Annotated in this window: 24 protein-coding genes; 11 read left to right on the top strand and 13 right to left on the bottom strand. The window is 67.0% G+C overall.

Features of this window, described 5'->3' with window-relative positions:
* Nucleotides 1-66 precede the first annotated feature (66 nt).
* The 3 genes from ACTJK0_RS08710 to mtrA all read right to left on the bottom strand — a co-directional run bounded on the left by ACTJK0_RS08710 (nucleotide 67) and on the right by mtrA (nucleotide 4,377).
* A complete protein-coding gene (locus ACTJK0_RS08710; protein WP_110541130.1) occupies nucleotides 67-1,782 on the bottom strand; it encodes an LpqB family beta-propeller domain-containing protein in 1,716 nt (571 codons plus the stop codon).
* Entirely contained in the window at nucleotides 1,779-3,551 is a 1,773-nt protein-coding gene (gene mtrB / locus ACTJK0_RS08705; RefSeq protein ID WP_440744148.1) for an MtrAB system histidine kinase MtrB, read from the bottom strand. Before mtrB ends, ACTJK0_RS08710 begins: the two co-directional genes overlap by 4 nt.
* 151 nt (nucleotides 3,552-3,702) lie before the next feature.
* Nucleotides 3,703-4,377 carry an MtrAB system response regulator MtrA gene (gene mtrA / locus ACTJK0_RS08700; RefSeq protein WP_018768515.1) on the bottom strand — a complete coding sequence of 225 codons (675 nt, stop codon included), beginning with the start codon at nucleotides 4,375-4,377 and terminating at the stop codon, nucleotides 3,703-3,705.
* A 658-nt stretch (nucleotides 4,378-5,035) separates the two neighbouring features.
* Here mtrA and ACTJK0_RS08695 point away from each other — a divergent pair.
* Genes ACTJK0_RS08695 through ACTJK0_RS08670 form a run of 6 tightly spaced genes read left to right on the top strand, consistent with a single transcriptional unit; the run spans nucleotide 5,036 to nucleotide 10,958 of the window.
* Entirely contained in the window at nucleotides 5,036-6,058 is a 1,023-nt protein-coding gene (locus ACTJK0_RS08695; RefSeq protein WP_440744140.1) for a DUF7847 domain-containing protein, read from the top strand.
* Nucleotides 6,048-6,686 (top strand): DUF4129 domain-containing protein, encoded by a 639-nt coding sequence (locus ACTJK0_RS08690; protein WP_440744141.1) that lies wholly within the window; start codon nucleotides 6,048-6,050, stop codon nucleotides 6,684-6,686. Before ACTJK0_RS08695 ends, ACTJK0_RS08690 begins: the two co-directional genes overlap by 11 nt.
* Nucleotides 6,683-7,897, top strand: coding sequence for a DUF4350 domain-containing protein (locus tag ACTJK0_RS08685; RefSeq protein ID WP_440744142.1), 1,215 nt, complete (start codon nucleotides 6,683-6,685; stop codon nucleotides 7,895-7,897). Before ACTJK0_RS08690 ends, ACTJK0_RS08685 begins: the two co-directional genes overlap by 4 nt.
* Nucleotides 7,894-8,904 (top strand): AAA family ATPase, encoded by a 1,011-nt coding sequence (locus ACTJK0_RS08680; RefSeq protein WP_440744143.1) that lies wholly within the window; start codon nucleotides 7,894-7,896, stop codon nucleotides 8,902-8,904. Before ACTJK0_RS08685 ends, ACTJK0_RS08680 begins: the two co-directional genes overlap by 4 nt.
* Nucleotides 8,904-10,196: a DUF58 domain-containing protein gene (locus ACTJK0_RS08675; protein ID WP_440744144.1), complete on the top strand. Its 1,293-nt coding sequence runs from the start codon at nucleotides 8,904-8,906 to the stop codon at nucleotides 10,194-10,196. The genes ACTJK0_RS08680 and ACTJK0_RS08675 overlap by 1 nt, the downstream gene beginning before the upstream one ends.
* Before the next feature lie 48 nt (nucleotides 10,197-10,244).
* Nucleotides 10,245-10,958 (top strand): DUF4166 domain-containing protein, encoded by a 714-nt coding sequence (locus ACTJK0_RS08670; protein WP_440744145.1) that lies wholly within the window; start codon nucleotides 10,245-10,247, stop codon nucleotides 10,956-10,958.
* 3 nt (nucleotides 10,959-10,961) lie between these two features.
* Here the strand turns inward: ACTJK0_RS08670 and ACTJK0_RS08665 are convergent, their stop codons facing one another.
* The 9 genes from ACTJK0_RS08665 to ACTJK0_RS08625 form a co-directional block, all read right to left on the bottom strand.
* A complete protein-coding gene (locus tag ACTJK0_RS08665; protein ID WP_440744149.1) occupies nucleotides 10,962-11,954 on the bottom strand; it encodes a hypothetical protein in 993 nt (330 codons plus the stop codon).
* Nucleotides 11,955-12,061: 107 nt separating this feature from the next.
* The gene (locus ACTJK0_RS08660; RefSeq protein ID WP_043450675.1) at nucleotides 12,062-12,469 is read right to left on the bottom strand and encodes a chorismate mutase; all 408 of its coding nucleotides are present in this window, start codon (nucleotides 12,467-12,469) and stop codon (nucleotides 12,062-12,064) included.
* Nucleotides 12,470-12,561: 92 nt separating this feature from the next.
* Nucleotides 12,562-14,277, bottom strand: coding sequence for an ABC transporter ATP-binding protein (locus ACTJK0_RS08655; protein WP_440744909.1), 1,716 nt, complete (start codon nucleotides 14,275-14,277; stop codon nucleotides 12,562-12,564).
* A complete protein-coding gene (locus ACTJK0_RS08650; RefSeq protein ID WP_440744908.1) occupies nucleotides 14,274-15,287 on the bottom strand; it encodes an ABC transporter permease in 1,014 nt (337 codons plus the stop codon). Before ACTJK0_RS08650 ends, ACTJK0_RS08655 begins: the two co-directional genes overlap by 4 nt.
* Nucleotide 15,288: 1 nt before the next feature.
* Nucleotides 15,289-16,380, bottom strand: a complete 1,092-nt coding sequence (locus ACTJK0_RS08645; RefSeq protein ID WP_440744907.1) for an ABC transporter permease — start codon at nucleotides 16,378-16,380, stop codon at nucleotides 15,289-15,291.
* Between the two features lie 127 nt (nucleotides 16,381-16,507).
* Nucleotides 16,508-18,148, bottom strand: a complete 1,641-nt coding sequence (locus tag ACTJK0_RS08640) for an ABC transporter substrate-binding protein (RefSeq protein WP_440744906.1) — start codon at nucleotides 18,146-18,148, stop codon at nucleotides 16,508-16,510.
* Nucleotides 18,149-18,401: 253 nt separating this feature from the next.
* Nucleotides 18,402-19,532 (bottom strand): tRNA 2-thiouridine(34) synthase MnmA, encoded by a 1,131-nt coding sequence (mnmA, locus tag ACTJK0_RS08635; RefSeq protein ID WP_440744905.1) that lies wholly within the window; start codon nucleotides 19,530-19,532, stop codon nucleotides 18,402-18,404.
* Between the two features lie 123 nt (nucleotides 19,533-19,655).
* On the bottom strand, nucleotides 19,656-20,885 hold the full coding sequence (locus tag ACTJK0_RS08630) for a cysteine desulfurase family protein (RefSeq protein WP_440744904.1): 1,230 nt from the start codon (nucleotides 20,883-20,885) through the stop codon (nucleotides 19,656-19,658).
* A 43-nt stretch (nucleotides 20,886-20,928) separates the two neighbouring features.
* A complete protein-coding gene (locus ACTJK0_RS08625) occupies nucleotides 20,929-21,594 on the bottom strand; it encodes a helix-turn-helix transcriptional regulator (RefSeq protein WP_440744903.1) in 666 nt (221 codons plus the stop codon).
* An 89-nt stretch (nucleotides 21,595-21,683) separates the two neighbouring features.
* On the opposite strand from ACTJK0_RS08625, the gene ACTJK0_RS08620 reads away from it, so the two are divergent.
* Nucleotides 21,684-22,112: a hypothetical protein gene (locus ACTJK0_RS08620; protein ID WP_440744902.1), complete on the top strand. Its 429-nt coding sequence runs from the start codon at nucleotides 21,684-21,686 to the stop codon at nucleotides 22,110-22,112.
* Between the two features lie 112 nt (nucleotides 22,113-22,224).
* Here ACTJK0_RS08620 and ACTJK0_RS08615 read toward each other — a convergent pair whose 3' ends face one another.
* The gene (locus tag ACTJK0_RS08615; protein WP_440744901.1) at nucleotides 22,225-22,869 is read right to left on the bottom strand and encodes a hypothetical protein; all 645 of its coding nucleotides are present in this window, start codon (nucleotides 22,867-22,869) and stop codon (nucleotides 22,225-22,227) included.
* 261 nt (nucleotides 22,870-23,130) lie between these two features.
* On the opposite strand from ACTJK0_RS08615, the gene ACTJK0_RS08610 reads away from it, so the two are divergent.
* The 4 genes from ACTJK0_RS08610 (at nucleotide 23,131) to ACTJK0_RS08595 (ending at nucleotide 26,292) form a co-directional block, all read left to right on the top strand.
* On the top strand, nucleotides 23,131-24,078 hold the full coding sequence (locus tag ACTJK0_RS08610) for a J domain-containing protein (protein ID WP_440744900.1): 948 nt from the start codon (nucleotides 23,131-23,133) through the stop codon (nucleotides 24,076-24,078).
* 22 nt (nucleotides 24,079-24,100) lie between these two features.
* Nucleotides 24,101-24,568: a tRNA (cytidine(34)-2'-O)-methyltransferase gene (locus ACTJK0_RS08605; RefSeq protein ID WP_110541147.1), complete on the top strand. Its 468-nt coding sequence runs from the start codon at nucleotides 24,101-24,103 to the stop codon at nucleotides 24,566-24,568.
* Between the two features lie 226 nt (nucleotides 24,569-24,794).
* A complete protein-coding gene (locus ACTJK0_RS08600; RefSeq protein ID WP_440744899.1) occupies nucleotides 24,795-25,403 on the top strand; it encodes a sigma-70 family RNA polymerase sigma factor in 609 nt (202 codons plus the stop codon).
* Nucleotides 25,404-25,413: 10 nt separating this feature from the next.
* Nucleotides 25,414-26,292 (top strand): anti-sigma factor, encoded by an 879-nt coding sequence (locus ACTJK0_RS08595; protein ID WP_440744914.1) that lies wholly within the window; start codon nucleotides 25,414-25,416, stop codon nucleotides 26,290-26,292.
* Nucleotides 26,293-26,309: the final 17 nt, after the last annotated feature.

The raw sequence follows: 26,309 nt of genomic DNA, 5'->3' as shown, positions 1-26,309 counted from the left end.
GTGGAAAAGCCGCGTCAACACGCCCCCTGGGTCATGCACCGCCGCTGGGCGCGCCTGACCTTGGTGTCAGCCGGGGAATGCAGGGTCCACGGGACCCTTGATTTGGGGGGACCAGCCGTTGCCGAGCCGCTGGAAGATCCCTTCCCCGGACTGGACGTAGATGTCATCGGCACCATTGCCGGCGCTGATGGACACCAGGCCCGGCCACGGAGCCAGTTGTTGGGGCTGTCCGGAGGTGAGGGACAGCAGTTCGGGCGTGACATTCGAACCGGGTGCCCCCTTCATGGCGGCGACGGTGGTGCCGTTCACCCAGACGCCCTGGTCCGGATCGCCGTCGGCCACCAGGGTGATGGGTGCGGTCAGTTCGCGGGGCGTGCCGTCGCCGGCACGGATAACGCCGCTCACCTGCACCTTGGTTTTTCCGTTCTGCTCGGAAATGACCAGGGCACGAACGCCGTCGCGTGAGATCCGCAGTTCCTTGACGGCGCGGCCGGCAAGCCACGGGGGCGCCAGGGTTACCGACGGGACCGTTGCTCCTTCCGCCACCCCTGTCGGGCGGAACGCCACGACTTCGGTAGCCCCGGTGGCACCCGGCCCGGCCGTCCACACCCAGTCGTTAACGCTGAAGGATGGCCGGCTGAGGGTGCTTCGCGTGGTCAGGGCGCGGGCAGGCTGCCCCGGAGTGATGCTGTACAAGGTGGTGCGGCCGTCGTTGAGGAAGGCCGCTGTCTGCGAGACCGGCGACTCCGCCGGGTAGCGCGGATTGAGCGCGGATACCGGCTGCATGTCCGGCAAGGGCGAGACCCGGTTGTTTTCGTAGCGCACCAATTCGTTGCCGCTGACGGCGATCTGGCGCGAAGGGACCGTCTTGTCGAGCACCGGTGGCAGGACGGAGCCGTTGTCCTCCACCCGGACCAGGTCCTGGTTGGCGCGCAACTCGACATTGACCACGTCGGGCTGGCTCCGGAACGTCAGAGTCAGCTGCATCTGCATCCGAAGGCGGTCCTCTGCCGACGTTTCGGTCAGTTCCTTGGCCGACAGATCCACCTGTGCGGCGCCGGACACTACGGGCACGGACTCGCGGGCCAGCTTGATCCCTGAGGGGAAGGCGCTGGCGACGGCGCCGCGCAGGTAGGGCGCAGGTCCGGCCAGCAGGGCGCTGGTCATTGCTTTGACGGTCTTGTTCTTCAGGAACCAGCGCACGTCCGGGATGGCGTAGGTAAAGGTGGGGTCGTAGAAGTAGATCGGGTAGGCCCCGTAAATCACCTTGAACGTTTCCTCGGCGATGGCCGTTCCGTCAGGGATTCCGGAGATCCGCCACTCGCCGTCCACCTGGGTCACCGTCACGGGAATGCGTTCCACGGTGCCCGGCGGCGACTGCGTGGCGATGCCGTCTGCGTCCACCGTGTAGGAAACATCAAGCTCATAGTTGAAGACGTTTTCGTCGCCGGTGGGCACAACCCGCGCTTCCCGGTACACCAGTGCCCGTTTATCGGGTTTCCAGGAGACGGCCGAAGCCTGGGTCAAGTACTGGCGGGCCACCGCGTAATCGTCCTCGTAGCCGCTGCCTGCCCGGTAGAAGTAGTCGATAATGGTCTCGGGCGACGCACCCGGCTGTGGTGCTGCCGGAAGGAACACAGGCGCACTGACGTTACCGGCGCTGCTCTCGCTGCTCTTTCCCACCGGCCCGGACGTGGGAATCCGGGCACAGCCTGCCAGGAAAACGATCAGCAGGGCAAGCAGCGCCGCGGGATACTGTGCCCGCCGGTTTGCAGGCCTCATGATGTCTCCTCGGGGGCACGTGGCGGGACGGGCCTGGCCCCACCCGTCTGCAGCACCAGCATGTTCTTGTAGTCCTGTTCCCCCGGGACGCTTCCCGGTGCGCCTGGGTTGGTGACGTCCTTGGGTTCGAGCTGAACGGGTGACTCCGTGATCACCGCGTCCTGGCGCAGGGGAAGTGTCAGGCGGAAGTTGGCACCGTCGCCCTTCCTCCCCCAGGCCTGGAGCCAGCCGTGATGCAGCTTGGTGTCCTCCATGGCGATGGAGAGTCCCAGGCCGCTGCCTCCCGTAGTGCGCGCACGGGCGGGGTCGGCGCGCCAGAACCGGTCGAAGACCCGGGCAGCCTGGGCCGGGTCCATTCCGATGCCATGGTCCCGCACGGCGACAGCCACGGCGGTTTCGTTGGCTGCAACCGACACGGTCACGGGCTTGCCCTCACCGTGCTCCACGGCGTTCAGGATAAGGTTCCGCAGGATCCGGTCGATCCGCCGCGCGTCCATTTCCACCACCAGGGCGCCCTGGGGAGGCGTGAAAATGATCTCTGAGCCGTATTCGGCGGCTACCGGCGCAGCGCCTTCGATGACGTGGGCGATTACCTGGAGCAGGTCCTCTGGTTCGGCGTCGAGCACGGCCACGCCGGCATCGAAGCGGCTGATTTCGAGCAGGTCAGACAGGAGGGACTGGAAGCGCTCCACCTGGTTGTACAGCAGTTCAGCTGATCTCTTGTTGATGGGGTCGAAGTCATCGCGGGCGTCATAGAGGACCTCGGCCGCCATGCGCACGGTGGTGAGGGGCGTCCGCAGTTCGTGGGAGACGTCGGAGACAAAGCGCTGCTGCATCTGGGAGAGGGTGGCCAGCTGGGTGATCTGCTCCTGCAGGCTGGCGGCCATGTGGTTGAAGGATGCTCCGAGCCGGGCAACCTCGTCCTCTCCCTTGACCACCATCCTTTCCTGCAGCTGCCCGGCAGCCAGTTTCTCCGAGACCATCGCCGCGTGGCTGACCGGGCTGACCACGTTGCGGGTGACATACCAGGCCACGGCGCCGATCAGGAGGACCAGGACGGCGCCGCCCGCCCAAAGCACGCTTTGGATTTCGTTGAGCGTCTGCTGCGCGGTGTTGAGGTCGTAGATCAGATAGAGCTCATAGACCGTGCCGTTGAAGGTCACCTTGTTGCCCACGGCGATTCCGGGCCGGTCCTCGGTGCCCACAGGTATCACGGTGGACGCCCAGTACTGGTCCTTGCCCGACTCCTGCACGGCCTTCCGCAGGTCAGGTGGGATGACGCTGACGGTCAGCTGGTCGGAGGCACGTGACTCGACCCAGCGGTTGCGGGGCTTTGTCTGGTTGGGCATGGCCTCAAAGACATAGCGCCTCTGGATCACGGAGCCACGGCCTTCCACGGCGCTGAGTGTGTCCGAGACCAGGGTGATGACGCTGGACTGGTCGGTGACCTGGGCGCCGTCGAACGTGTCCTGCACCTGCTTGACGTTGTACCGGGTCTCCGACTCCGCCTGTGTCAGCCGCTCCTGGAACAGGTTGTTGGCGATCTGGTTGGACAGGTATGCGCCCACCACGGCAAACGAGGTCACGGCCAACAACAGGGTGGTGAGGACGGTCCGGAACTGAAGGGATCGCCGCCAGCGCTTTTGCAGGGCACGGCCGAGGTATTTCAGTCCGGGGAGAAAACGGCTGACGCCGGTCCGGACCAGCCTGGCGACGCGCAGTGCAACGATCAGGCCGCGCCGCTGCCAGATGCGTGCCCGGAAAGCCACGTAGCGGAGGCCGGGAGCGGGAACGGTCTCCGGTCCGGCTCCGTTGTCTCCGGAGCCGTTGCTGACGCTTCCGTCCTGCTTAGCTCCGGCGTCCGCGGGCAGGAGGGGCGTGGTGCCGCGCTGGTCCGGTTCCCCGTCCTGCGCGGCGGGGTCAGACCCCTGCTTTATAGCCGACACCACGCACCGTCAATACAACTTCCGGGGCTTCCGGGTCCTGCTCGATCTTGGACCGCAGTCGCTGGACATGGACGTTGACCAGCCGGGTGTCAGCGGCGTGCCGGTAGCCCCAGACCTGTTCCAGGAGCAGTTCACGCGTGAAGACCTGCCATGGTTTCCGGGCCAGCGCCACCAGGAGGTCGAATTCCAGCGGCGTCAGGGAAATCCGCTCATTGCCCCTGCTGACCGTATGGCCGGCGACGTCGATGGTGATGTCAGCGATCCGGAGGGTTTCGGGGGCCTTCTGGTCACCGGGACGAAGCCGGGCCCGGACGCGGGCCACGAGTTCGGCAGGCTTGAAGGGTTTCGGCACGTAGTCGTCGGCGCCGGATTCCAGGCCGCGGACGACGTCGGAGGTGTCCGATTTGGCGGTCAGCATGACAATGGGAACGTCGGATTCGCCGCGGATCTGGCGGCATACTTCGATGCCGTCCATCCCTGGAAGCATGAGGTCGAGCAGGACAAGGTCCGGCCGTGATGACCGGAAAACGTCGAGGGCCTGGGCGCCGTCGGCGCAGAAGACCGGCTCGAAGCCGTCATTACGGAGGACAATCCCAATCATCTCGGCCAGCGCTTCATCATCATCTACCACCAGAATGCGTGCCTTCATAGCTATATATTCCCTTATCGGGATGCGTTTGTCCTGTTGAACGGCCTCCGGCATGGCGGGGCACTAGGCCGTCCGGCGACGGAACTATAGTCTTGGGCTCATGCGCTGCTCTGCCGCTGCCCGCCTTTTTACGGGCGCCCCGGGGCAGGCGGACTGCTATGGGGGGGAGGAATCAGTGTCAGCACAGGAGCCGGGGCCCGGTGAGCCCTTGCAGGGGCGGCCGGGCAACGGGCAGGACGACGGCGGCCCGGCCGATGGGGGTACGCACGGCCAGGTGCCATCACCGGAGCAGCCGTGGGCTTCGCCGTCAGGAGCGCCTTCCGATTCCTGGCCACAGGGACCCACTTGGCAACAGCAAACTTCCTGGGACCAGGCGGCCTCGTGGGAACGGCGGCCGCCGCAGGCATCACAGTGGCAGCAGATGCCCGGGCAGGGTGGAAACGGGAACCCTGGAGATCCCGGCGCACAATACCCCGGACCCCAATACCCGGGACCCCAGTACCCTGGCAGCCAGTCCCCCGGAGCCCCATACCCCGGTCCATTTACTTTTGCCGGCCCGGCCTTCGGCGGCCAGGCGTACGGCGAACAAGGGTTCCGGGGCCCGGGACAATTTGGGAACCCCCGCTACGCAGCGCCTCCCAAGCCGGGCATCATCCCCTTGCGGCCCCTGATGTTCGGCGAGGTCCTGGACGGCTCGTTCCAGGCAATCAGGCGCAACGCCAAGGCCATGCTCGGCGCCGGCCTCCTGGCCCAGTCCCTGTCGGCGATTCTCGCAGCAGTGTTTGCAGGAATGACAGCAACGTCGGCCGGCTCCATCGAAGCCTGGGCGGCACGGGCCAGCCGCGCCGACATCGCGGCCGCGGGGATGGGTCTGACGGCAGTGGCCGTCGTGGTATCCATCCTCTCCGTCTTTGTTTCTGCTGTCCTCCAAGGCGCCATGGTGGTACCCGTTGCCCGCTCGGTCCTGAACCGTCCCACCGGCTTCCGGCGGATGCTGTCGCTGGTACGCCCAAGGATCGGTGCGCTGCTCAGGCTGGCGGCACTGTTGGTGGCGGCTGCCCTGGCCGCGGTGGTGCTCTTCGTCGCGTTGGTCGTGCTCCTGTTCTCCAGCGTCCGCGGGACAGCCGCCCTGCTGTCCATCCCCCTGATGCTGGGCTTCGGCGCCGGATTCGCCTGGGTGGCGGTCAAGTTCATGGTGGCACCTGCCGCCGTCGTCATCGAAGAACTCGGAGCCCTCGCCGGGCTGAGGCGCTCGTGGGAGCTGACCCGGGCCAACTGGTGGCGGATCCTCGGCATCGCCCTGGTGGTGGGGATCCTGGTGGCCGTCGCTACCCAAGTGGTGCTGATCCCGGCGGGCATGCTGCCCGCCGTCCTGTCAGGCGTTATCTCTCCCCACGGCGGCAGTGGACAACAGGCTTCCCTCGCCGTGGCTACCGGCATCATCAAAGCGGTGCTCGGGGCATTGGTGGGCGCGGTGGGCTACGCCTTCCAGACCTCCGTTATGGCACTGCTCTACATGGACCTCAGGATGCGCCAGGACGGACTGGATATCGCGCTGCTGCGACAGCTCGAAACCGGTTCCGACCCTGATGGCATCCCGGGCCGCGGCCTCCGCCCGGGCGGTACGCTGCCCTACCCTGGATACGGACCCGGCCCGGGGGCATCGCCCTATGGCCGCTGAGCCTCCGCTGCTTCCCGGCGCCGGGGAAGCCCGGCGCTGGGCGGCGGAGGAGCTTGCCAAACCCGAATACCGCGAGAATGCCCCCTCCTGGCTTGCCACCCTCTGGCGTAACTTCCTGGACTGGCTGCAATCCTTGGATGGCCCCAGCGGCGACGCCGCACCTGTGCCCAGCCCGGTCATCGCCCTCGTGATTGCGGTGATCATCGCCGCCGCAGTCATCCTCGCCCGACCCCGGCTGAACGCCCGCCGCCGCCAGGCCCGGGAGGTCTTCGAGCACGAGCCCACCCTCGGCGCCGCCGACTACCGCAGCCGCGCGGAAGCGGCGGCTGCGGCCGGAAAGTGGGGGCACGCCGTCGTCGAACGTTTCCGTGCCATTGTCCGCAGCGCAGAGGACCGCGCCATCCTTGATCCCCAGCCGGGCCGGACGGCGGACGAAGCGGCCAAGGCATTGTCCCTGCACTTCAGCGCCCAGGCTCCGCGCCTGGCAGGCGCAGCGGCCACCTTTGATGCCATCCGCTACGGGAACAAGGCAGCAGGCAGCGCCGGCTACCGGGAAATGGTGGACCTTGATACGGCGCTGGAGGAGGCAAAGCCCGCCCCTGCCGACAGCGCGGTGCTGCTCCCATGACGGCCGGCGGGCGCGCAGTCGCTGAACATCACGGAGCCACCGGGGTTGGACGAGCGCCGGGCCCCGGCAGAACGCTGGCCGCAGCCATCCTGGGCTGGTTGAACCTGCACCGCGGCGCGGCCGCAGCGGCAGTGGTGGTGGCCGCCGCGCTGGCACTGGTCATCGGTACCCAACTTGCTCCCAAGGGCGACACCGTTCCCCTCTCAATCCACAATGCCGGACCGGAAGGAGCCAGGGCACTGGCCGAAATCCTGGGCCGGCATGGGGTTTCCGTCCAGGCGCCGGAACGCTTCGACGCGGCATTGGATGACCTTCGCTCCAGTGACTCCCCCACCCTCCTCCTCTACGACCGGAACGGCATCCTGGCTGAACCGCAGTTGGCAAGCCTGCTGGCAGCGGCCGAACGCGTTGTGGTGGTCTCCCCCAGGATGGAGACCCTCGCAGCACTTGACGGCGGCATCCGCCAGGCGGGCGTGGTTCCCGATGCGCATCCCGTCCTGGAAGCCGGATGCGCCCTGCCGGATGCGGAAGCCGCCGGCCAAGTCAGCGGAGAAGGAGCGTTCGTGTACGACGGCGGCACCACCTGCTTCCGGGCGGCAGGGACCGCCGGGATGCTTGCCGTCAGCAACGGCGGTCGTTTGGCGGTGCTGGGCAGCACGACGATCCTCAGCAACGGCGGGCTGGACGAACTGGGCAACGCAGCCCTCGCAACCAGGATGCTGGGAACCTCGAAGGACCTCGTTTGGTACCTCCCCTCGCTTCAGGACGTCACGGTCAATGGGCCCGGGAAAACCCTTGACGACCTCGCCCCCGCCTGGGCCCGCTTCCTGGGGCCCTGGCTGTTGGTGGTGGCGCTGGCGGCAGTCGTGTGGCGCGGCCGCCGTCACGGGCCGCTGGTTTTCGAGCCGTTGCCGGTGGTGGTCAAGGCGGTGGAAACCGCGGAAGGACGCGCCCGGCTCTACCAGGACTCCCGGGCCATCAGCCAGGCAAGGGACAATCTGCGGGCCGGCCTGCTGGTGCGGCTCGCCGGCAAACTCCGGCTCGGCACCGGCGCCAGCTCGGAGGACACCATTACCGCGGCCGCCCGGTTGCTGGGCAGGGACCCCAGGGAGGTCCGGGTGATTATCAACGAACATCCCACGTCAGAAGCAGCGTTGGTGGCCTGGTCCCAGGCCATCGACAAACTGGAGAAAGAGGTCATGACCCGATGAGTGAACAAGGCAGGGGCCCGGGGGTCCTGAATTCGGTAGACCCCAAGGGCCCTCTCGACGACGGCGCGCGGCAGGCGCTCCTTGCTGTCCGGCGGGAAGTGGCCAAGGCAGTGGTGGGACAGGACGCCACCGTCACCGGCCTCCTGATTGCCCTGCTCTCGCAGGGGCACGTCCTGCTCGAGGGAGTGCCCGGCGTAGCCAAGACCCTGCTGGTCCGCGCACTGTCCGCGGCGTTGAGCCTGGAAACCAAACGGGTGCAGTTCACGCCCGACCTCATGCCGGGCGACGTCACCGGTTCGCTGGTGTACGACTCGCGCACCTCCGAATTCAGCTTCCGGGAGGGGCCTGTCTTCACCAACCTGCTGTTGGCCGATGAGATCAACCGGACCCCGCCAAAGACGCAGGCATCGCTCCTCGAGGCCATGGAGGAGCGCCAGGTGTCCGTTGATGGCGTGTCCCGGCGGCTGCCCGCGCCCTTCCTGGTGGCAGCCACCCAGAATCCGGTGGAGTATGAGGGGACCTATCCCCTGCCCGAAGCGCAGCTGGACCGCTTCCTGCTCAAGCTCACCATGCCGCTGCCGGCACGCGGGGAAGAAATAGAAGTCATCCGCCGCCACGCCGCCGGGTTCGATCCCCGCGACCTGTCGGCAGCGGGTGTCCGGGCAGTGGCCGGGTCGCAGGACCTGGAACGGGCACGTGATGCTGTGACCCGTGTGGCAGTGGAACCGGAAATCATCGGCTACATTGTTGACCTGGTGCGCGCCACCCGGGCGGCCCCTTCCTTCCAGCTCGGCGTCTCGCCCCGCGGCGCCACCGCCCTGCTCAACACGTCACGGGCCTGGGCGTGGCTCTCCGACCGTCCATTCGTGACCCCCGACGACGTCAAGGCGCTGGCGCTGCCCTGCCTGCGGCACCGGGTGGCGTTGCAGCCCGAAGCGCAAATGGATGGAGTCCGGGTGGACGACGTCCTGGGCAGCATCCTCGCCTCCGTCCCCGTTCCGCGCTGATGGCCATCTCGGGGCGCTTCGTGGCCCTGGTGCTGCTGGGCCTGGTGCCCGTGCTGCTGTTCCCGGGATGGCTGACCATGCTGGCCACGGCCGCCCTGCTCACTGCGCTGCTGGTCGCCGAGCTGGTGTTCGCCGCGTCCCTTCGACAGGTCGGTGTGGTGCGGGCGGAGCCCGAGAACGTAACGCTCAACAATGCGGCGGATGCCGTGCTGACCATCCGCAACGGCGGACGCAGGATGCTGCGGGGGTCTTTCCGTGACGGCTGGCAGCCCTCTGCCGGCGCACAGGATCCCGTTCAGGACATCACCGTCCCCGCCGGCGAAGGCAGGCGGTTTACGGTGCGGCTCCGGCCCACCCGCCGCGGCGACCTCAAAACACCGCACGTGACCCTTCGCTCCTTCGGCCCGCTGGGCCTGGCGGCCCGCCAGCGGACCATCCCGTGCCAAGGCTCGGTGCGGGTGCTTCCGCCGTTCCGGTCGCGGCGGCATTTGCCCTCGAAACTGCGGAAGCTGCGTGAACTCGACGGGAAGGCGGCAGTGCAGATCCGCGGTGCCGGCACAGAGTTCGACTCGCTGCGGGACTATGTCCGCGGCGACGACGTCCGCTCCATCGACTGGCGCGCCACAGCCCGTCGTTCCGCCGTGGTGGTCCGGACCTGGCGCCCTGAACGGGACCGGCGGGTGGTGATGGTCCTTGATACGTCCCGAACGTCCGCTGCAAGGATCGGCGACGAAACGCGCCTTGACACCGGGATCGAGGCCGCACTTCTCCTGGGTGTCCTGGCCGAGCGCGGCGGCGACCGGGTGGACTTCCTGGCCTTCGACCGAAGGACCAGGGCGCGGGCCCGCTCCGCCGGCCAGGGCAACATCCTGGGCCGGCTGGTCCAGGCCATGGCGCCCCTTGACGCCGAACTGATCGAGATGGACTGGCCCGCGGTCCCGGGGCAGGTCCGCGCCGTATCCGCCCACCGGTCCCTCGTAGTGCTGTTGACATCGCTGGACAGCGGCGCACCGGAGGAAGGGCTGCTTCCGGTTGCCGAGCGGCTTGCTACCGGGCACGTGGTGGTGGTGGCCGCCGTCCGTGACCCCCAGCTGGGTGCAATGCTGCGGGAACGCAATGATGCCACCGGGGTGTACCGTGCCGCCGCAGCCGAACGCGCCCTCCTGCAGCGCGCAGCGGTTACCGCCGAGCTGCGCCGCTATGGAGTGGAAGTGGTGGACGCCGAGCCACGTGAGCTGCCTCCACGGCTGGCGGACATGTACATCCGACTCAAGGCTGCCGGTAGATTGTGAATCCGGAGGCAAGCAGCGCCGCCCGCAGGCAACAGGAGGCCCATTCCAATGAACGTCCCGATCTACCAGCAGGCCCTGGGCAGTGCGTACTCCCGGCTGCAGCCCGGGCTCCAGGAGTACTTCTCGCTGGTGCCGGGCTCCGGACAGTACGGCGTGGGGGAAGGCACGTTCGACGTCGTGGGGTGCCGCCAGCGGTGGCTGCGCCCGCTGCTGAGGCTCGCCGGAGGCGAGGAGGCTTTCTTCCCTGAGTATGGCGAAAACATCCCGTTCCGGATCGAGAACCACGCGCACCAGGATCCTTTCGGCCGTTCCAGCCTGACCGCCCGGCGGGAAATCCGGTTTCCCGGGCGTACCCGGCTCTTCCAGGACACCACCAGCGTCACGGCGCGGAAGGGGGCGCCGCAGTTGGTTGACTACGTCGGCAGGTACCGGCGTCTGGTGACAGACCTCAATCTGGGCGTGACGGCGGAGGGACGGCTCCGCGGAGTATCGGAGGCGTCCCGGCTCTTCCTGGGCCCCCTTCGGATACCGCTGCCGGCCGCACTGGACGCCAAGGCCTACGCCGAACAGTGGTGGGATCCGGCTGAGGGCAGCAACGGCCGGCACCGTATTCAGGTGAAGGTCATCCAGCCGCAGATTGGCCTGGTGCTGGTCTACGCCGGAGCCTTCGATTACCGATTGCGCCCATACACCGGCGGCAGTTCCGCCCAGAGCTACCTGCCCCGCTACGCCCAGCCGGAGCGCTGGGAGAACAGGGTGTGACGCCTAGCCCAGCGCCAGCTGGTTCAGGCCGTCCGCCACCTGCGTGAGCCTGCCCAGGACGGCGGTGGCCTGCGCCGGCGTGCGCCCGGCGAGTCCGCCTGAGGGCGTCAGCCGGATGGCGCCGAGCAGCGACGCCGGCAGGCCCAGCTGGTGCCAGGGGCGCCACACGGTTTCCACGCAGTCAGCCACCTTCGGCAACGGAGTTCCGGACGAAACGTCCAGGGCGCCGGCCCAGAACTGCTTTCCTGCCTCGACGGCCCCTGCCAGCTGCTCCCATTGCCGGTTCGTCAGTGCCTTCAGCGGCAGCGCAACGCCGTCGGCGCCGGCGGCCAGTGCCAGCTCGATCGGGGCCTCGATCTCGGGGAAAGTGAGCACAACCTCGGCGGCACCGGCTGCGCGCAGGGCCTCGAGGACCAACCGCCACGACTCGCGGGCTTCCGAAGTGGCCACGGCGCGAAGAGTGCGGTATCCGCTGGCGGTGGGAATGGTTCCGGCCAACACGGCTGCAACGTCAGGCTCGTCCACCTGCACCACGAGGCGGGTGCCCGGAACGGCGGCCGCCACCCGGCGGAGATAGCCACCCACGCCGGCGGCGAGCGAGGCGGCCAGGTCCCGGCGCGCGCCGTGGTCCAGCAGGGCCCGTTCACCATTGTGCAGGTGCATCCCGGCGGCCAGGCTGAGCGGGCCCACCAACTGCACTTTCAGGTCCGTGGCGGAGACATCTTCGGCACCCGCCACGTCGGCGAGAACATTCAGGTCGGTGGACAACGCCGACGCTGCACGGCGCATGTCCTTGCCTGGCCGGTCGACGAGCCGCCATCCGTAGGGCTGGACGTCTACCGCCAGTTCCTCGAGGAGCACAGCGGTACGTCCAAGAGCATCGGAGCCGACGCCCCGGTCCGGCAGTTCGGCGAGGAACGGCAGGTGCGGACTGCCAAGTTCACCGCGGATGATGCGGGCGGCCTCCAGCGGGTCTTCACCCGGCCAAGGACCCAGCCCGGTTGCGGTGACCTCCTGGGCTGAGGCTGCCGTGGAAGGGCCTGCTTCGGCGGCAGACGAAGCGGCCGGATCCGTCCCTGGACCCCGGTGGTACTGTTCCCGGCTCACGCCAGCGCGGAGGTCTGCGGCTGCTGCCCCGAGGATGCCTGGTGGTCCTCCGCGATGGCCTCGTGGTGGCGGATCACCTCGCCGATGATGAAGTTGAGGAACTTCTCAGCGAAGGCGGGGTCGAGATGGGCGTCCTCGGCGAGCCGGCGCAGCCGCGCGATCTGGGCTGCCTCACGGCCGGGGTCGCCGGCGGGAAGGCGGTGCGTTGCCTTCAGGAAACCCACTTTCTGCGTGGCCTTGAAACGTTCGGCAAGGAGGTACACCAGGGTGGCATCGATGTTGTCAATGCTGGAGCGGATGGACAGCAGTTCAGCCATCACCGAATCGTCCACGTGGCCTGCCAGGGAGCTGGCGGAGGGGTCGAAATCGTCGGAGCCAGGAGAGCTGGGGTTGTGCTGCGTCATGGCTCCAGTCTATGGGAGCCGGAGGAATGACCGCGGGTGTGAAGCGCCGGTGCCGGNCACCGGCGCTCCATACCCGGAAAGATCCGCCTGGATCAGATGCCCAGCAGGGCCCTGTGCTCTTCCCGCCGTTTGGCCTGTTCAGCCGGGTCGGGCACGGGCAGGGAGGCGATCAGCCGGCGCGTGTAGTCATGCTGGGGATTGCCCATGACCTGGCTGCCGATCCCCTGCTCCACCAGCCTGCCTTTATACAGCACGCCTACCCACGATGAGAGGATGTCCACCACCGCGAGGTCGTGGCTGATGAACAGGCAGCCAAAGCCGAACTCCTCCTGGATGTCCCGGAACAGTTCAAGAACCTTGGCCTGCACCGAAACGTCCAACGCCGAGGTTGGCTCGTCCGCGATGAGCAGGCGCGGGTTCAGGCTCAGTGCCCGCGCCAGCGAAGCCCGCTGCCGCTGGCCGCCGGAGAGCTCGTGCGGGTAACGTCCCGCGTACGACGCCGGCAGCTGGACTGATTCGAGGAGCTCACCGACGCGCTGGCGCGCCTGGGCAGCGCTGGGCCGGGTATGGATCAGCATGGGCTCGGCGATGCACTCGCCAATCGTCAGCTGCGGGTTGAAGGACGCGGCCGGGTCCTGGAAGACAAAGCCGATGTCCTTGCGCAGCGGTTTAAAGGTGCGTTCGCGCAGGTTCAGCATCTCGTACCCCAGCACCTTGAGGCTGCCGCCGGTGGTCCGGTTGAGGCCCGCGATGGCCCGGCCAATGGTCGTCTTCCCGGAACCCGACTCGCCCACCAGGCCGAACACCTCGCCCCTGGACAGCGTGAAGCTGACCCCGTCCACGGCTTTGAAGGCCGGGGTGCCGAGCCGTCCCGGATACTCGATAACCAGGTTGTCGGCAGCGACCAGCACCTCCTCATCCTGGTAGCGCCGTTCCGTCAGCCCGGTCGACGCCGAATTCCGGCCCAGGTGCGGGACTGCGGCGAGGAGGTTGCGGGTGTAGTCCTGCCGTGGTTCTGCGAACAGCTTCTTCGCGGAAGCCTCCTCCACGATGTCGCCCTGGTACATCACCACTACCCGGTCGGCCAGGTCTGCCACGACGCCCATATTGTGCGTGATGAGCACGATGGACGTGCCGTACTTGTCCCGCAGGTCGCGGAGGAGTTCCAGGATTTCCGCCTGGACGGTGACGTCCAGCGCCGTGGTGGGTTCGTCGGCCACGATCAGGCCGGGATTCAGTGCCAACGCCGCTGCAATGACCACACGCTGCTTCTGACCGCCGGAAAACTGGTGCGGGTAGTAGTTCACGCGGTGCTCGGGGTCGGGAATGCCCACCTTTCGGAGCGCTTCGACAGCCCGCTCCTTGGCGTCCTTCCTGGAGACGCGCCTGCCGCCTTCGCTTACCGCATGGGCGCGGATGCCCTCGGCGATTTGCCATCCCACCGTGAAGACGGGGTTGAGGGCGGTGGAAGGCTCCTGGAAGACCATGGCGACATCCCGTCCGCGGATCTGGCGCAGTTTGCCCGGACTGAGGCTGATGACGTTGGCGCCGTTTATCACTACAGCGCCCGAGCTTACTGCGGTCTCGGGGAGCAGGCCCAGGATCGTTTTGGCCGTCACCGTCTTGCCCGAGCCGGACTCCCCCACGATGGCCAGCACTTCGCCTTTCCAGACTTCGAGGCTGACGTCCTTTACTGCCTGGACGTCGCCGGCGTCGCTGGCGAAAGTGACCTGAAGGTGGTCGATGTCGAGAACCGGTTTGCCTGTCTGGCCGGTGGGTTCCGGCGACGGGTCGATGTTGACGCTCATGGGGTCCTCGCTTCTGCGGTGATGGCCGCGGTGTCGACGGGTGCCGGGGAACTGCCGCCGCCCGCGCGTTTCCGGCCGCGGAGCCGTGGATCGTTCAGGTCATTGATGCTTTCGCCCACCAACGTGAGCCCGAGGACCGTCCACACAATGGCGAGACCGGGGAACAGGCCGGTCCACCAGATGCCCGACGTGGTGTCGGCCAGTGCCTTGTTCAGGTCAAAACCCCACTCGGCCGCCGAGCTCGGCTCAATGCCGAAGCCCAGGAAGCCCAGACCTGCCAGGGTCAGGATTGCTTCGGAGGCGTTGAGGGTAAAGATCAGGGGCAGGGTCCGGGTGGCGTTGCGGTAGATGTGCCGGGTCATGATGCGGACGTTGGACGCCCCGACCACCTTGGCCGACTCAACGAAGGGCTCTGCTTTGAGCCTGATTGTCTCGGCGCGGATCACCCTGAAGTACTGCGGGATGAACACCACCGTGATGGAGATGGCGGCCGCCAGGATGCCGCCCAGCAGGCTGGACTGGCCGCCGCTGATGACGATGGCCATCACGATGGCCACCAGCAGTGACGGGAACGCATAGACAGCGTCGGCTACGACAACGAGGACGCGGTCCAGCCACCCGCCAATGTATCCGCTCACCAGGCCGAGGATCACACCGGCGAAAATGGAGAGGAGCACGGCCACAATGATGACCAGCAGCGCTGTCTGGGTACCCCAGATCATGCGGGACAGGACGTCATAACCGCCCACGGTGGTGCCCAGGAGGTGCTTGCCGCCCGGCGCCTGCTGCGTGGGGAAGCTGCCGTCGGCGTCTGAAAGTTGGGCAAAACCGTAGGGCGCCAACAGCGGTGCGGTCAACGCCGTGAGCAGGAAGATGCCGGTGAGGACAAGTCCCACCACCAGCATGAAGCGCTGCAGGCCGACGCTCTTGTTGAAATGCGAAACAACCGGAAGGCGCCGGAACAGGGGCGCCCGCGGGTTGGCGACGGGTTCGATCGTGTTGGCAGTCATGTCAGTACCTCACGCGGGGGTCGATCAGCGCGGCGATGATGTCCACGATGAAGTTGGTGACGGCGACGATGACGGCCAGCAGGACCACGATGCCCTGGACGGCCACGAAGTCGCGCGCAGTGAGGTAGTTGGCCAGCTGGAAGCCAAGGCCTTTCCACTCAAAGGTGGTCTCCGTCAGCACGGCGCCGCCGAGCAGCACCGCGATCTGCAGGCCCATCACCGTGATGATGGGGATCAGCGCCGGCTTGTAGGCGTGCTTGGTGACCAGCCTGAACTCGCTGACACCACGCGAGCGGCCGGCTTCCACGTAGTCCTTCCCGAGCGTGCCAATGACGTTGGTCCGGACCAGGCGGAGGAAGATCCCCGCCGTCAGCAGTCCCAGCGCGAGCGCCGGAAGGACAGCGTGCGACATCACGTCGCTGAGGGCGGCCATGTTCCCGCTGCGCAGGGCGTCCAGCCAGTAGATGCCAGTGGGGGCCTGGAGTGCCGTGAGCGAAAGCTCTGTCCTGGTTCCTGCGCGGCCGGCGACCGGAAGCCACCCCAGCCATACCGAAAAGACGAGCTTGAGCAGCATGCCGGCGAAGAACACCGGCGTGGCGTAGAACAGGATGGCCAGGATCCGAAGCACTGCGTCCGGCAGGTGGTCGCGGCGGTGGGCAGCCACCATGCCGAGCGGGATGCCCACCAGCAGCGCAACGATGAGCGCATTGATGGCCAGCTCCAGTGTGGCGGAGCCGTAGGTGGTAAGCATCTCGGTGACCTTGCGGTTATCCGACAGGGTGGTGCCGAAGTTGCCCGTGGCCAGCTGGCCCAGGTATTCGAAGTACTGCAGAATCAGTGGCCGGTCGTAGCCGGCAGCATGGATGCGTTCCTGCAGCTGCTCGGGGGGCAGCCGTCCACCCATGGCGGCCGTGATGGGGTCACCGGTGATGCGCATGAGGAAGAACACCATGGTGACGAGGATAAGGATGGTGGGGAAGATCAGCAGGAAGCGGACCAGGATGTACTGGCCCAGCCCTCCGCCTGCCTGCTTTTTCTTGGGCGGAAGGAGTCCGTCCGCGTCACTGGGTGGCGCGTCAATTAAAGTTGTCATCGGTACCTGTATTCGTGGTGACCGGGAGCCAGCATTCCCCTCGGTGCTGGCTGATGACCGGCAAAAGGCGGGACACCGTTGGGGTGTCCCGCCTCCGGCCTGTCAGAGCCCGATGGGGGTGGAGTGCTTACTTGGACAGGACGCCAAGGCGTGTTTTGAAGGAGGGGTCAAGGGTTTTTTCAACACCCTTGACGTCCGCGCCGGCCACCAGGAGCTGCGCCCCTTGCAGGAGCGGCAGCGTGGAAAGGTCCTTGGCCACTGCCGTCTGGGCATCGCCAATCAGTTTCTCGCGCTCGGTCTTGTCCGGCGTCACAAGCTCCTTCTTGATCAGATCCGTGACGGCCGGATTCTCGTAGTGGTTCTTTAGGAAGTTGCCCGGGATGAAGAACGGCGTGAGGTAGTTGTCAGCATCCGAGTAGTCCGGGAACCAGCCCAGCTGGTACACGGGGTAGGCGTCGGCGGTCCGGGCCTTGGAGTAGGTCACCCATTCGGTGGACTGCAGGTCCACGGTAAACAGGCCCGACTTCTCGAGCTGTTCCTTGACCATGGCGTATTCGTCGCCGGAGGACTTGCCGTAGTGATCCGGGTTGTACTGCAGCTTCACGTTGACGGGGCCGGTGACGCCGGCGTCGGCCAGGACCTTCTTGGCCTTGTCCACGCTGGGCTTGCCGCTGCCGTCGCCGTACATCTCCTTTAGTGGCTGGATAGCGCCGGGCAAGCTGTCAGGAACCACCGAATACGCCGGAACGTACGTGCCCTTATACACCTGGTCGGAGATGGCCTGGCGGTCCACGATGTCAGCCATGGCCTGCCGCACCGCGAGGGCCTTGGCCGGGTTGGCTTCCGGTGTCTTGGCGCCGAAGGGCATGGTGTCGAAGTTGAAGACGATATACCGGAGCTCGCCGCCCGGGCCCTTGTAGACCTTGACCTTGGAGTCCTTGCCCAGGTCCGCGGCGTCGGTGGCCGTGAGGCTGCGGCCGGCAACGTCGATGTTGCCGCCCTGGACGTCCAGCTTCAGGTTGTTGGAATCGGCGTAGTACTTGATGACCGCACTGTCATTGGCCGGCTTGCCCAGCAGACCGTTGTAGTCCGCGTTGGCCTTGAGGCTGACAAGTTCGTTCTTTTTGTAGGAATCGATGGTGTAGGGGCCCGCGAAGGGCTTCGCGGCAACGATGTCCTCGTCGCTCATCACCTTGTCGGCCGGGAAGACTTCCTCGTCGACGATGGGGCCGGTGTTGGTGCCCAGGACGCTCGCGAAGACCTGGTCGTTGCCCGCCTTGAGGTTGAAGACCACGGTGGTGTCGTCTTTGGCGTCAACAGATTTGAGGTTGGAGAGCAGCGACGCCGGGCCGTTGGGGTCGTTGATCTTGAGGACCCGGTCGTAGGAGAACTTCACGTCCGAGGCGGTCAGTGCGTGGCCGTTGGCAAACTTCAGGTTGGGTTTCAGCTTCACGGTGAACTCGGTGGGTGCGGTGAAGGAGGCGGACTCCGCGATGTCCGGGCTGACCTCGGCGGAACCGGGCTTTGAGTTCATCAGGAAGGGGTAGACCTGGTTCATCACCAGGAAGGAGCCTGCATCGTAGGAGCCGGCGGGGTCGAGGGTGACGACTTTGTCGGTGGTCCCGAAGGTAATGGCACCGCCACCGGCGCTGCCGCCGGTGGACGTTCCACCGCCGCCACCCGATGGCCCGGTGCAGGCTGTCAGGGCCAGGGCGGAGATGCCTGCCAGCGCGATGGCGCGGTGCAGGGCAGTTGTGCTCTTGATCATCTGTGAACTTTCTGTCCGATGAGTACGAGCGCGCCGACATTAGGGGTGCATGTGCCCTTGCCTCCGGCGCGCAGTGCTGATCCCTAGATTCAATCAGAGAGTCTGCCCTCAGGACGGCCAATTCTGTGAGTTGAAACACAAAATTTATCTCGTTGGCGCTCCTGCCTCAGCGGGCGTGCCGCGGAGGACGGCATCTTCCGGGCACGGCAAGGCGCCGCCCCGGCGACGGCCGGAACGGTGCGGGGCTGGGAGCTTAGAGGGCGGCGCGCTGAAGCGAGCGGGCGGCGTCGATGGTGGCCTGGCCCAGCACGCGGGTCCCCTGGTACAACACCACAGTCTGTCCGGGGGCCACACCGCGCAGCGGCGTCGCCAGCCGGACCACCAGCTGGCTTCCGGCGTTATCGGGGGCATGCTCCATCCCGGCAGTGGCAGGGACCGGATCCCCGTGTGCCCGGACCTGTGCGTAGCACTCGAATTCCGCGCCGGTTTCCACCTCCGCGATGGGAAGGCCTGCCCAGGAAACCTTGATGCCGCGGATCTCATCGATTGCCAGCAGGGCCTGCGGTCCCACCACAACCTTGTTTTCCTTGGGCCGGATTTCCAGGACGAAACGGGGCTTGCCGTCGGCGGCCGGGGTTCCGAGCTTGAGCCCGCGGCGCTGGCCGACAGTGAACGCGTTGGCGCCGGGGTGCTCCCCTACCTTTGCGCCCGTTTGGTCCACGATGTCACCGGTAGTCATCTCGATCTTTTCGGCGAGCCAGCCCGCGGTGTCGCCGTCGGGAATGAAGCAGATGTCGTGGCTGTCCGGCTTGTTGGCGACGGAGAGCCCACGCCGCTCCGCTTCGGCGCGCACCTCTGCCTTGGAGGGGGTGTCTGCCAGCGGGAACATGGAGTGCTTGAGCTGTTCGTGGGTGAGGACGCCCAGGACGTAGCTCTGGTCCTTGGCCCAGTCGGCGGCGCGGTGCAGTTCGCGGTTGCCGTCGGCATCTTCGATCACCTTGGCGTAATGGCCCGTGCACACGGCGTCGAACCCCAGGGCCATGGCCTTCTCCAGCAGCGCCGCGAACTTGATGCGTTCGTTGCAGCGCATGCAGGGATTGGGGGTCCTGCCCGCCGCGTATTCGTCGATGAAGTCCTGGACGACGTCTTCCTTGAACCGCTCGGAGAAGTCCCACACGTAGTAGGGGATCCCCAGCACGTCACAGGCGCGCCAGGCGTCCCGGGAGTCTTCGATGGTGCAGCAGCCGCGGCTGCCGGTGCGCAGGGTGCCGGGCATGCGCGAAAGGGCCAGGTGGACGCCGACGACGTCGTGCCCGGCCTCCACCGCGCGGGCGGCGGCAACAGCGGAATCGACTCCGCCGCTCATGGCTGCTAGTACTCGCATGCTGGCTTTCTGTTGGGGGGACGGTGTTTTCCGGGGCCGGGCTGGACCCGCCGGCGGCGGAAACGATCTTCGCCTATCCATTCTACGGTGGCAGGCAAATCAGCCCGCCTGGCACATGAACCGCTACAGGCCCCCGCGCCCCTGCCGGGCCACAGTCCCCGCCGTCTGGATTGAGGACTCGTGTCCCGCCATGCCTGCCTGGCGGGCACGGGCATAAGCCTCGGGCAGCGCCTTGAGCAGGGCATCGACATCAGCGTCGGTGGAAGCGTGGCCCAGGCTGAACCGCTGGGCTCCGCGGGCGGTTTCCTCATCCAGGCCCATCGCCAGGAGCACGTGGGAGGGCCGCGGCACACCCGCCGTGCAGGCAGATCCCGTGGACGATTCGACGCCGGCGAGGTCGAGGAGGAACAGCAGCGAATCGCCTTCACAGCCGGGAAAGGTGAAATGGGCATTGCCCGGGAGCCGACCCCCGCCGGGGGCGCCGCGCAGGACGGCGTCGGGAATAAGTTCACGGACGCCGTCGATCAGGCGGTCACGAAGGGCGGCAATCCGCGCCGCTTCCGCCGGCAGTGCGGCCGTGACAGCCTCCGCCGCGGCGGCGAAGGCGGCGATGGAGGCCGTGTCCAGCGTCCCGGACCGGACATCACGCTCCTGCCCGCCACCATGCTGTACCGGTGTCAGTTTGACCGCGCGGCCGAGAAGCAGGGCACCCACCCCCACGGGGCCGCCGATCTTATGGCCCGAAATGGACATGGCATCCAGGCCGGATTCCCTGAAGTGCACGGGAACCGAGCCGAAGGCCTGGACAGCGTCCGAGTGCACAGGAACGCCTGCTGCATGGGCCAACTCGACGATGCGGCCGACCGGCTGGATGGTGCCGACCTCGTTGTTGGCCCACATGATGGTCACCAGCGCCACGGTGCCGGGGTCGCGGGAAAGTTCAGCTTCCAGGACGGCGAGGTCCAGTACGCCCTCGGAGTCCACCGGCAGCCAGGTAACGTCGGCGCCCTCGTGGCGTTCGAGCCATTCGACTGTGTCCAGGACTGCGTGATGTTCGACGGCGGAGCAGAGGATGCGGCGCCGCTTTGGGTCGTCTGCAACACGGGACCAGTACAGGCCCTTGACGGCGAGGTTGTCCGCCTCGGTGCCGCCGGAGGTGAAGATTACCTCCGAGGGATGGGCTCCCGCGGCGGTGGCAATGGCCTCCCGCGCGTCTTCGACCGCCCGGCGGGCCCGGCGTCCCGATCCATGCAGCGAGGAGGGGTTTCCCGTCCGCGCCAACTCGCGTGTCAGGGCGGCGAGCGCCGCATCTGAAAGCGGCGTGGTGGCGGCATGGTCGAGGTAGGCGGGCATCCCCCAATTCTATCGCGGCCCGGAGCGGCGGACCGGGCAGGACCTAGCCCCTGCCCGTGATCCTCGCGCAGCAATGGCCGGGTCCGGAGACGGCGGCAACACGCCCTTCATCGTTTCCGCACCCGGCTGCCGCCCCCCGGAGGAAGGCGCCGTTCATGTCGCAGACCACCGCCGCGTGGGACCGTGAGAGCCGGTGGAAGGGACAGTTCGTGAGCAGGAAGCCACCGTCACCATCAGGCTGGGGCTGGTAACCGGCTTCTGCCAGGAACTCCTCCAGCCCGCTGGCATGTTCTGCCAGCTCCCGGCCCTTGCTGAAGGCGGCGGCGCGGAGGGACTCCCCCACCGGAGCTCCCTCCACCTGCGACGCTTCGATGGCGGCTGCCATCAATTCGCCGGCGAGGTCGTAATTCCGGTCGGGCACGGACGCTCCGACTTCGCTCCCTATAGTCCGGTACATCTTCGCCGGGCGCCCGGAACCGGGGCCTGCCCTGCCGGCGGGCTTGTGGAACTCGACGGCAAGCAGGCCATCCTGGACCAGCCTGTCCAGGTGGAAGGAAACCGTGCTCCGCGCCATACCTGCAGCCTCAGCCACCTCGTCGCGGCCCAGGGGCCGTGGCGAGGCTGCCACGAGCTCGAACAGCTGGAGCCTCTTCGCGTCGGTCAGTGAAGCGACGGCAGCGATCCTGTCCGCCCAGGGAAGTCGGGACATGGGGGCCTCCAAATCCAAAGTTTAGATCTCTTGATTATAGAACAGGCTCTTTCTAAAATTACGTTACCTACTTTTAGAAGGAGCCCACCATGGCATCAGCATCAGCATCCGCAGTGCCCGCTCAGCGTTCATCCTCGACCATGGCCGCGGACCGGCAGGCCTTTCTCCTGCTGCGCACTGTCTTCACCGTTGCACCCATCCTTTTCGGCCTGGACAAATTCACCAACATCCTCACCCACTGGACCGTTTACCTCGCGCCCCAGGCCACCTCTGTCGTCCCGTTGACGCCGCAGACCTTCATGTATGTCGTGGGCGTCGTGGAGATCATTGCGGGCCTCATTGTTGCGGTGCGTCCCAAGTACGGCTCGCTGGTGGTAGCCGTCTGGCTGGCCGGGATCATCATCAACCTGCTGCTGCTGGGAAGCTTTTACGACGTAGCCCTTCGTGACTTCGGGCTGCTGGTAGGCGCCCTGGCCCTCAACCGGCTGTCCGTCGGGACTGCCCGAACCACCGCATGACGCTTTGACCGCGCCATATGGGCGTTACGGACAACAAGACCCGCCGGCAGCTGAGCCCTCCAGCCGCCGGCGGTTTTGCCTTGAGAAGCGCAGGGCGCAGAAACTTGAGGGCTCAGGCAGACGGGGGCAGCAGCGGCAGGTACCGGCGAACGTCAGCGCGCGCTGAGGCAAGGGTAGGCGCATCCGGGCAGGACACCGATATGTAGGCCGAGGAGCCGGCCGTGCCAAACATCCTTGCCAGCACGGCAGTGGACCTCCCGCCGGGAGCGGCCTGCTCCAGCACCAGCACCTCCACGCTCTTTCCGGGATTCTCCGGAGTGCCGCCCCAGTGCAGGGTTTCCGGCTTCAGGTAGGAGGGCTGGATGGTGGCGTCCAGGTATTGGAAGAGGGCAACAGTCGACTCCCTGTCCCCTTCGCGGACCAGCGGGCCCTGGCCGGTACTGACCCTTGCAGCAACTATGCACCCATCCGCTTTCGCATACTGGCTGGCGCCGGCGACGTTGTCTTTTTCGAGCTTCCAGCCCGGTGCGCCCCTAAGCTCATCGGAAACTCCAACGGGCACTCCGGGGGCAAGGGTGCCCCCTGCGCCAAAGGGCATGTCCTGCGCGGCGACGGCGGCAGCGTCGTGTCCTGGCGTGATGGTGGGTGTGGAAAGGACCGCAGTACCGGCCGGGGCGGTGGGCACGGAGGGGTCCCGGACGTCCACGCTGCACCCGCCGATAATCAATGCCACGGCGCCGGCCGTGGTGAGCTGCAATCCCCTGTTCCTTGCCCTGCCGGCCCGGCCCGCCGTCGTCGGCATTTGCATATCCCCTCCGTCGCATCCCCTGCAGGACTGTGTTCAGCCGCGCACGCACGAGTCTAGACTCCGGCGTCGCGGGGAACCGCCAGGCCCGGGACGATCGTTGTCAGAGCAGGTGCAGCGTCCACGACGGCGGGCCCGTGCTGGCTAGACTGGGCGGCACGTTGCTTTCCCCGCCGGAACCAGGAAGCCGCGCAACAAGAGAAGGAAGATTGCTTGACCGACGGCAGAAGCTCCCACTACCAGGTCCTTCGCGTGCCCGTAACGGCCACCGAAAAGGAAATCAAGGCGGCGTACCGCCGCGCCGCCCGGACGGCCCACCCGGACCAGGGCGGTGATGCCGCAACATTCCGCCGCGTGACAACTGCCTACGAGACGCTGGTCGACCCCGCACGCCGGCGCGCATACGACCGCAGCTACGGTGCCGGCGGGGCCAGGGACGCTGCGTCCGACGGCGGGGCGCACTTTGACGCGCCGGCCGCCGGAAGCCGGGCGTCCGCCACTGTCCGCCGGCCAGGCAACAGCCGGAATACGGCAGGCGACCCCCCGGTCTACATTCCGCCATACGGCGGGAGCGGCACAGAGGTCCCGCTCATTCCCTTCGCCCAGGCCCGGCAGCAGGTGCACGGGATGCCCCGTAAGCGTGGAATCTTTGGCGCCGAGGCCCGCATCCAACGCGAGATGCGCACCGTACAGCTGCTGACGCGCCAGGTGCTGCCGGCCATCCCGGCGGCGCGGCTCATCAACGGGCTGCAGTCGCCGGCAGACAACAGCCACATTGACCACGCGGTCCTGGCCGGTTACCGGCTGGCCCTGGTGAACTCCATGCTCCTGCCGAAAGGCGCCTACGCCTGGGACGGCCGGACCCTCAACCACGGAGGCCGCTCGGTGGCGCCTCCGCAGCTTGCCAGGGTGGTGTGGGCCATGCAGGAAATCTTCCCGGAGCTCAACGTCACCGGGTGGACCGTGGTGCACAGCCCGGACGGCAACCTCCACGAACCCGTGATCGACCACCACCGCAGGCCTGCAGGTTCGCTGGAAACGGTGCAGATCGTCAACGCCGCAGGGATGGTGCGCGGGCTGAAGGAATTTCTGGCATCGGGCCCCGCCCCCAACACCGTGAACGTCCCCATCCTTGCCCGGCTGCTGCGCGGCATGCACTGACTGCGGTGGCTAGGATGGGGTGGTGTTCCGCATCCTTTTCCATGCCCCAGAAATCCCCGGCAATACCGGCAACGCCATTCGGCTAGCCGCCATCACCGGCGCTGAACTGCACCTCGTGGAACCCCTTGGCTTTGACTTCTCGGACGCAAAGCTGCGCCGGGCAGGGCTCGACTACCACGACCTCGCCGTCGTCACGGTTCATAAAACCATCGACGATGCCTGGGACCACCTCCAGCCGGAGCGCGTCTATGCCTTCACCTCCGACGGCACCACCAGCTACACCGACATCGCCTACCGGCCCGGCGACGTCCTGATGTTCGGCCGCGAATCGGTGGGGCTGCCGGCGGAGCTGAAAGACGACCCGCACGTCACCTCCACCGTGCGCCTGCCCATGCTCCCCGCCCTCCGTTCCCTGAACCTCGCGAACGCGGCTTCCATCGCCGTGTACGAGGCGTGGCGCCAGCAGGGATTCGCGGGAGCCAAACTCTAAGGCCGCGTGGAACTACCTGTCTGCGGCGGCTTTCCCGGCCGTCCCTGGCAAACAAATTTGCCGGCTTCCCATCCGTCGGGCGTCCGGCCCCGAATGCCTTTTGAGGACATTCGAGCGGAGCAAGGAGCTGCAGGTGACACTACTGGAGGCAGGATCCAGGCAGGACAGCCGCAGCCGGCAGGGTACTGCTGAGGATTCACCGCACAGAGACTTATGCTTGGACGTAATGGAAACTCCCAACGCGCCCAATTCAGAAGGCTCGGCCGCGGTGACTGACCCACCTGCAGACCTCAGCCAGCGCCTCTCGGTCCTGCTGGCGGGCATTGCCCGCGGGGACCAGGCGGCCTTTGCCGAGTTCTACCAGCTGACATCCCGCAGGGTCTTCGGCATGGCGCGGCGGGTCCTGATCGATCCCGAGCTCAGCGAAGACACCACCCAGGAAGTCTTCCTGCAGGTCTGGCAAAACGCGGCCAAGTTCGATCCGCAGGCGGGCAGCCCGCTCTCCTGGCTGATGACCATCGCTCACCGTCGTGCGGTGGACAAGGTCCGCTCCTCGCAGTCCTCCACCGACAGGGAGGCAAGGTACGGGGCGAGTACGCAGGACATCGATCATGACAGCGTGTCCGATGAAGTGGGCAGCCGGCTTGAGGCGGAGGCGGTGGTCCGCTGCCTGGGCACGCTGACCGAAACGCAGCAGGAATCGGTACGCCTGGCCTACTACGGCGGCCTCACCTACCGGGAAGTCGCAGAACGCCTGAATGCAGCAGTGCCCACTATCAAGTCCCGCATCCGCGATGGACTGATCCGATTGAAGACCTGTTTGGGGGTGAGTTGAGATGAGCGGGATGGACCACGGACACAACGGACGTTCCAGCGCCTTCGGCGATACCGTCGCCATGGACCTCGCGTCAGGACGCGCCGTCGACCTCGCGGAACTCTACGCCCTTGACGCGGTAACGGACCAGGAACGCGACGCCATCGACCATTACATCTCCACGGCTCCCGAAGCTGAACGGCAGGCCTTCCTGGAACGGGTGCGGCAGTCCCGGGAGGCTCTCAGCCGCACCTTCCGTGCCGAGGCCGAGCCGCCGTCGGACCTGTTCGACCGCATCGTCGCCCAGCTTCCCGCCCAACTCCCGGCACAACCGGGACAGGATGGTGGCGCTGCCGCAGCAGCAGCGGGAAGCACTGCACCGGGCTTCCAGCCGGGCATACCCAGCGGAGGCGGCCCGCTCGACGAGCTGGCGCAGGCCCGGAAACGCCGGGAGGAACGGCGTGGACCTTCGGGTGCCCGGCGTTGGCTGGTGGGGGTGGCGGCGGCCGCAGCCATAGCACTCGGTGGTGTCGGTGTTGGCGCTTACCTGGCCGACCAGAACGATCCCGTCAACCAGGTAGCCCGTGCCTCGGACCTGCGGGAGGCGTCCGTGAACGTGGCCGGCGGCGGCAAGGCCACAGTTCTGATTTCAGAGTCCAAAGACTCGGTGGTGGTGAAGATGAGCGGTGTACCCGCTCCGCCGGCGGGCAAGGTGTACCAGATGTGGCTGATTCCCAAGGACGGCTCCGCGCCGGTATCGCAGGGGCTGATGGACGAGCAGGCGCTGTCCAAGCCGGCAGTGGTCCAGGGCATCCACTCAGCTGCATCGCTCGGGATCACCGTTGAGCCGGCAGGCGGTTCCACGTCGCCCACACTGCCCACGGTCGCCGCAGCTCCGCTTGGCGCCTAACGCTGCATATAAAGGCG

Source organism: Paenarthrobacter sp. 22069 (assembly GCF_052046035.1).
Taxonomy (GTDB): domain Bacteria; phylum Actinomycetota; class Actinomycetes; order Actinomycetales; family Micrococcaceae; genus Arthrobacter.
This window is presented reverse-complemented; position numbering and strand designations above follow the sequence as displayed.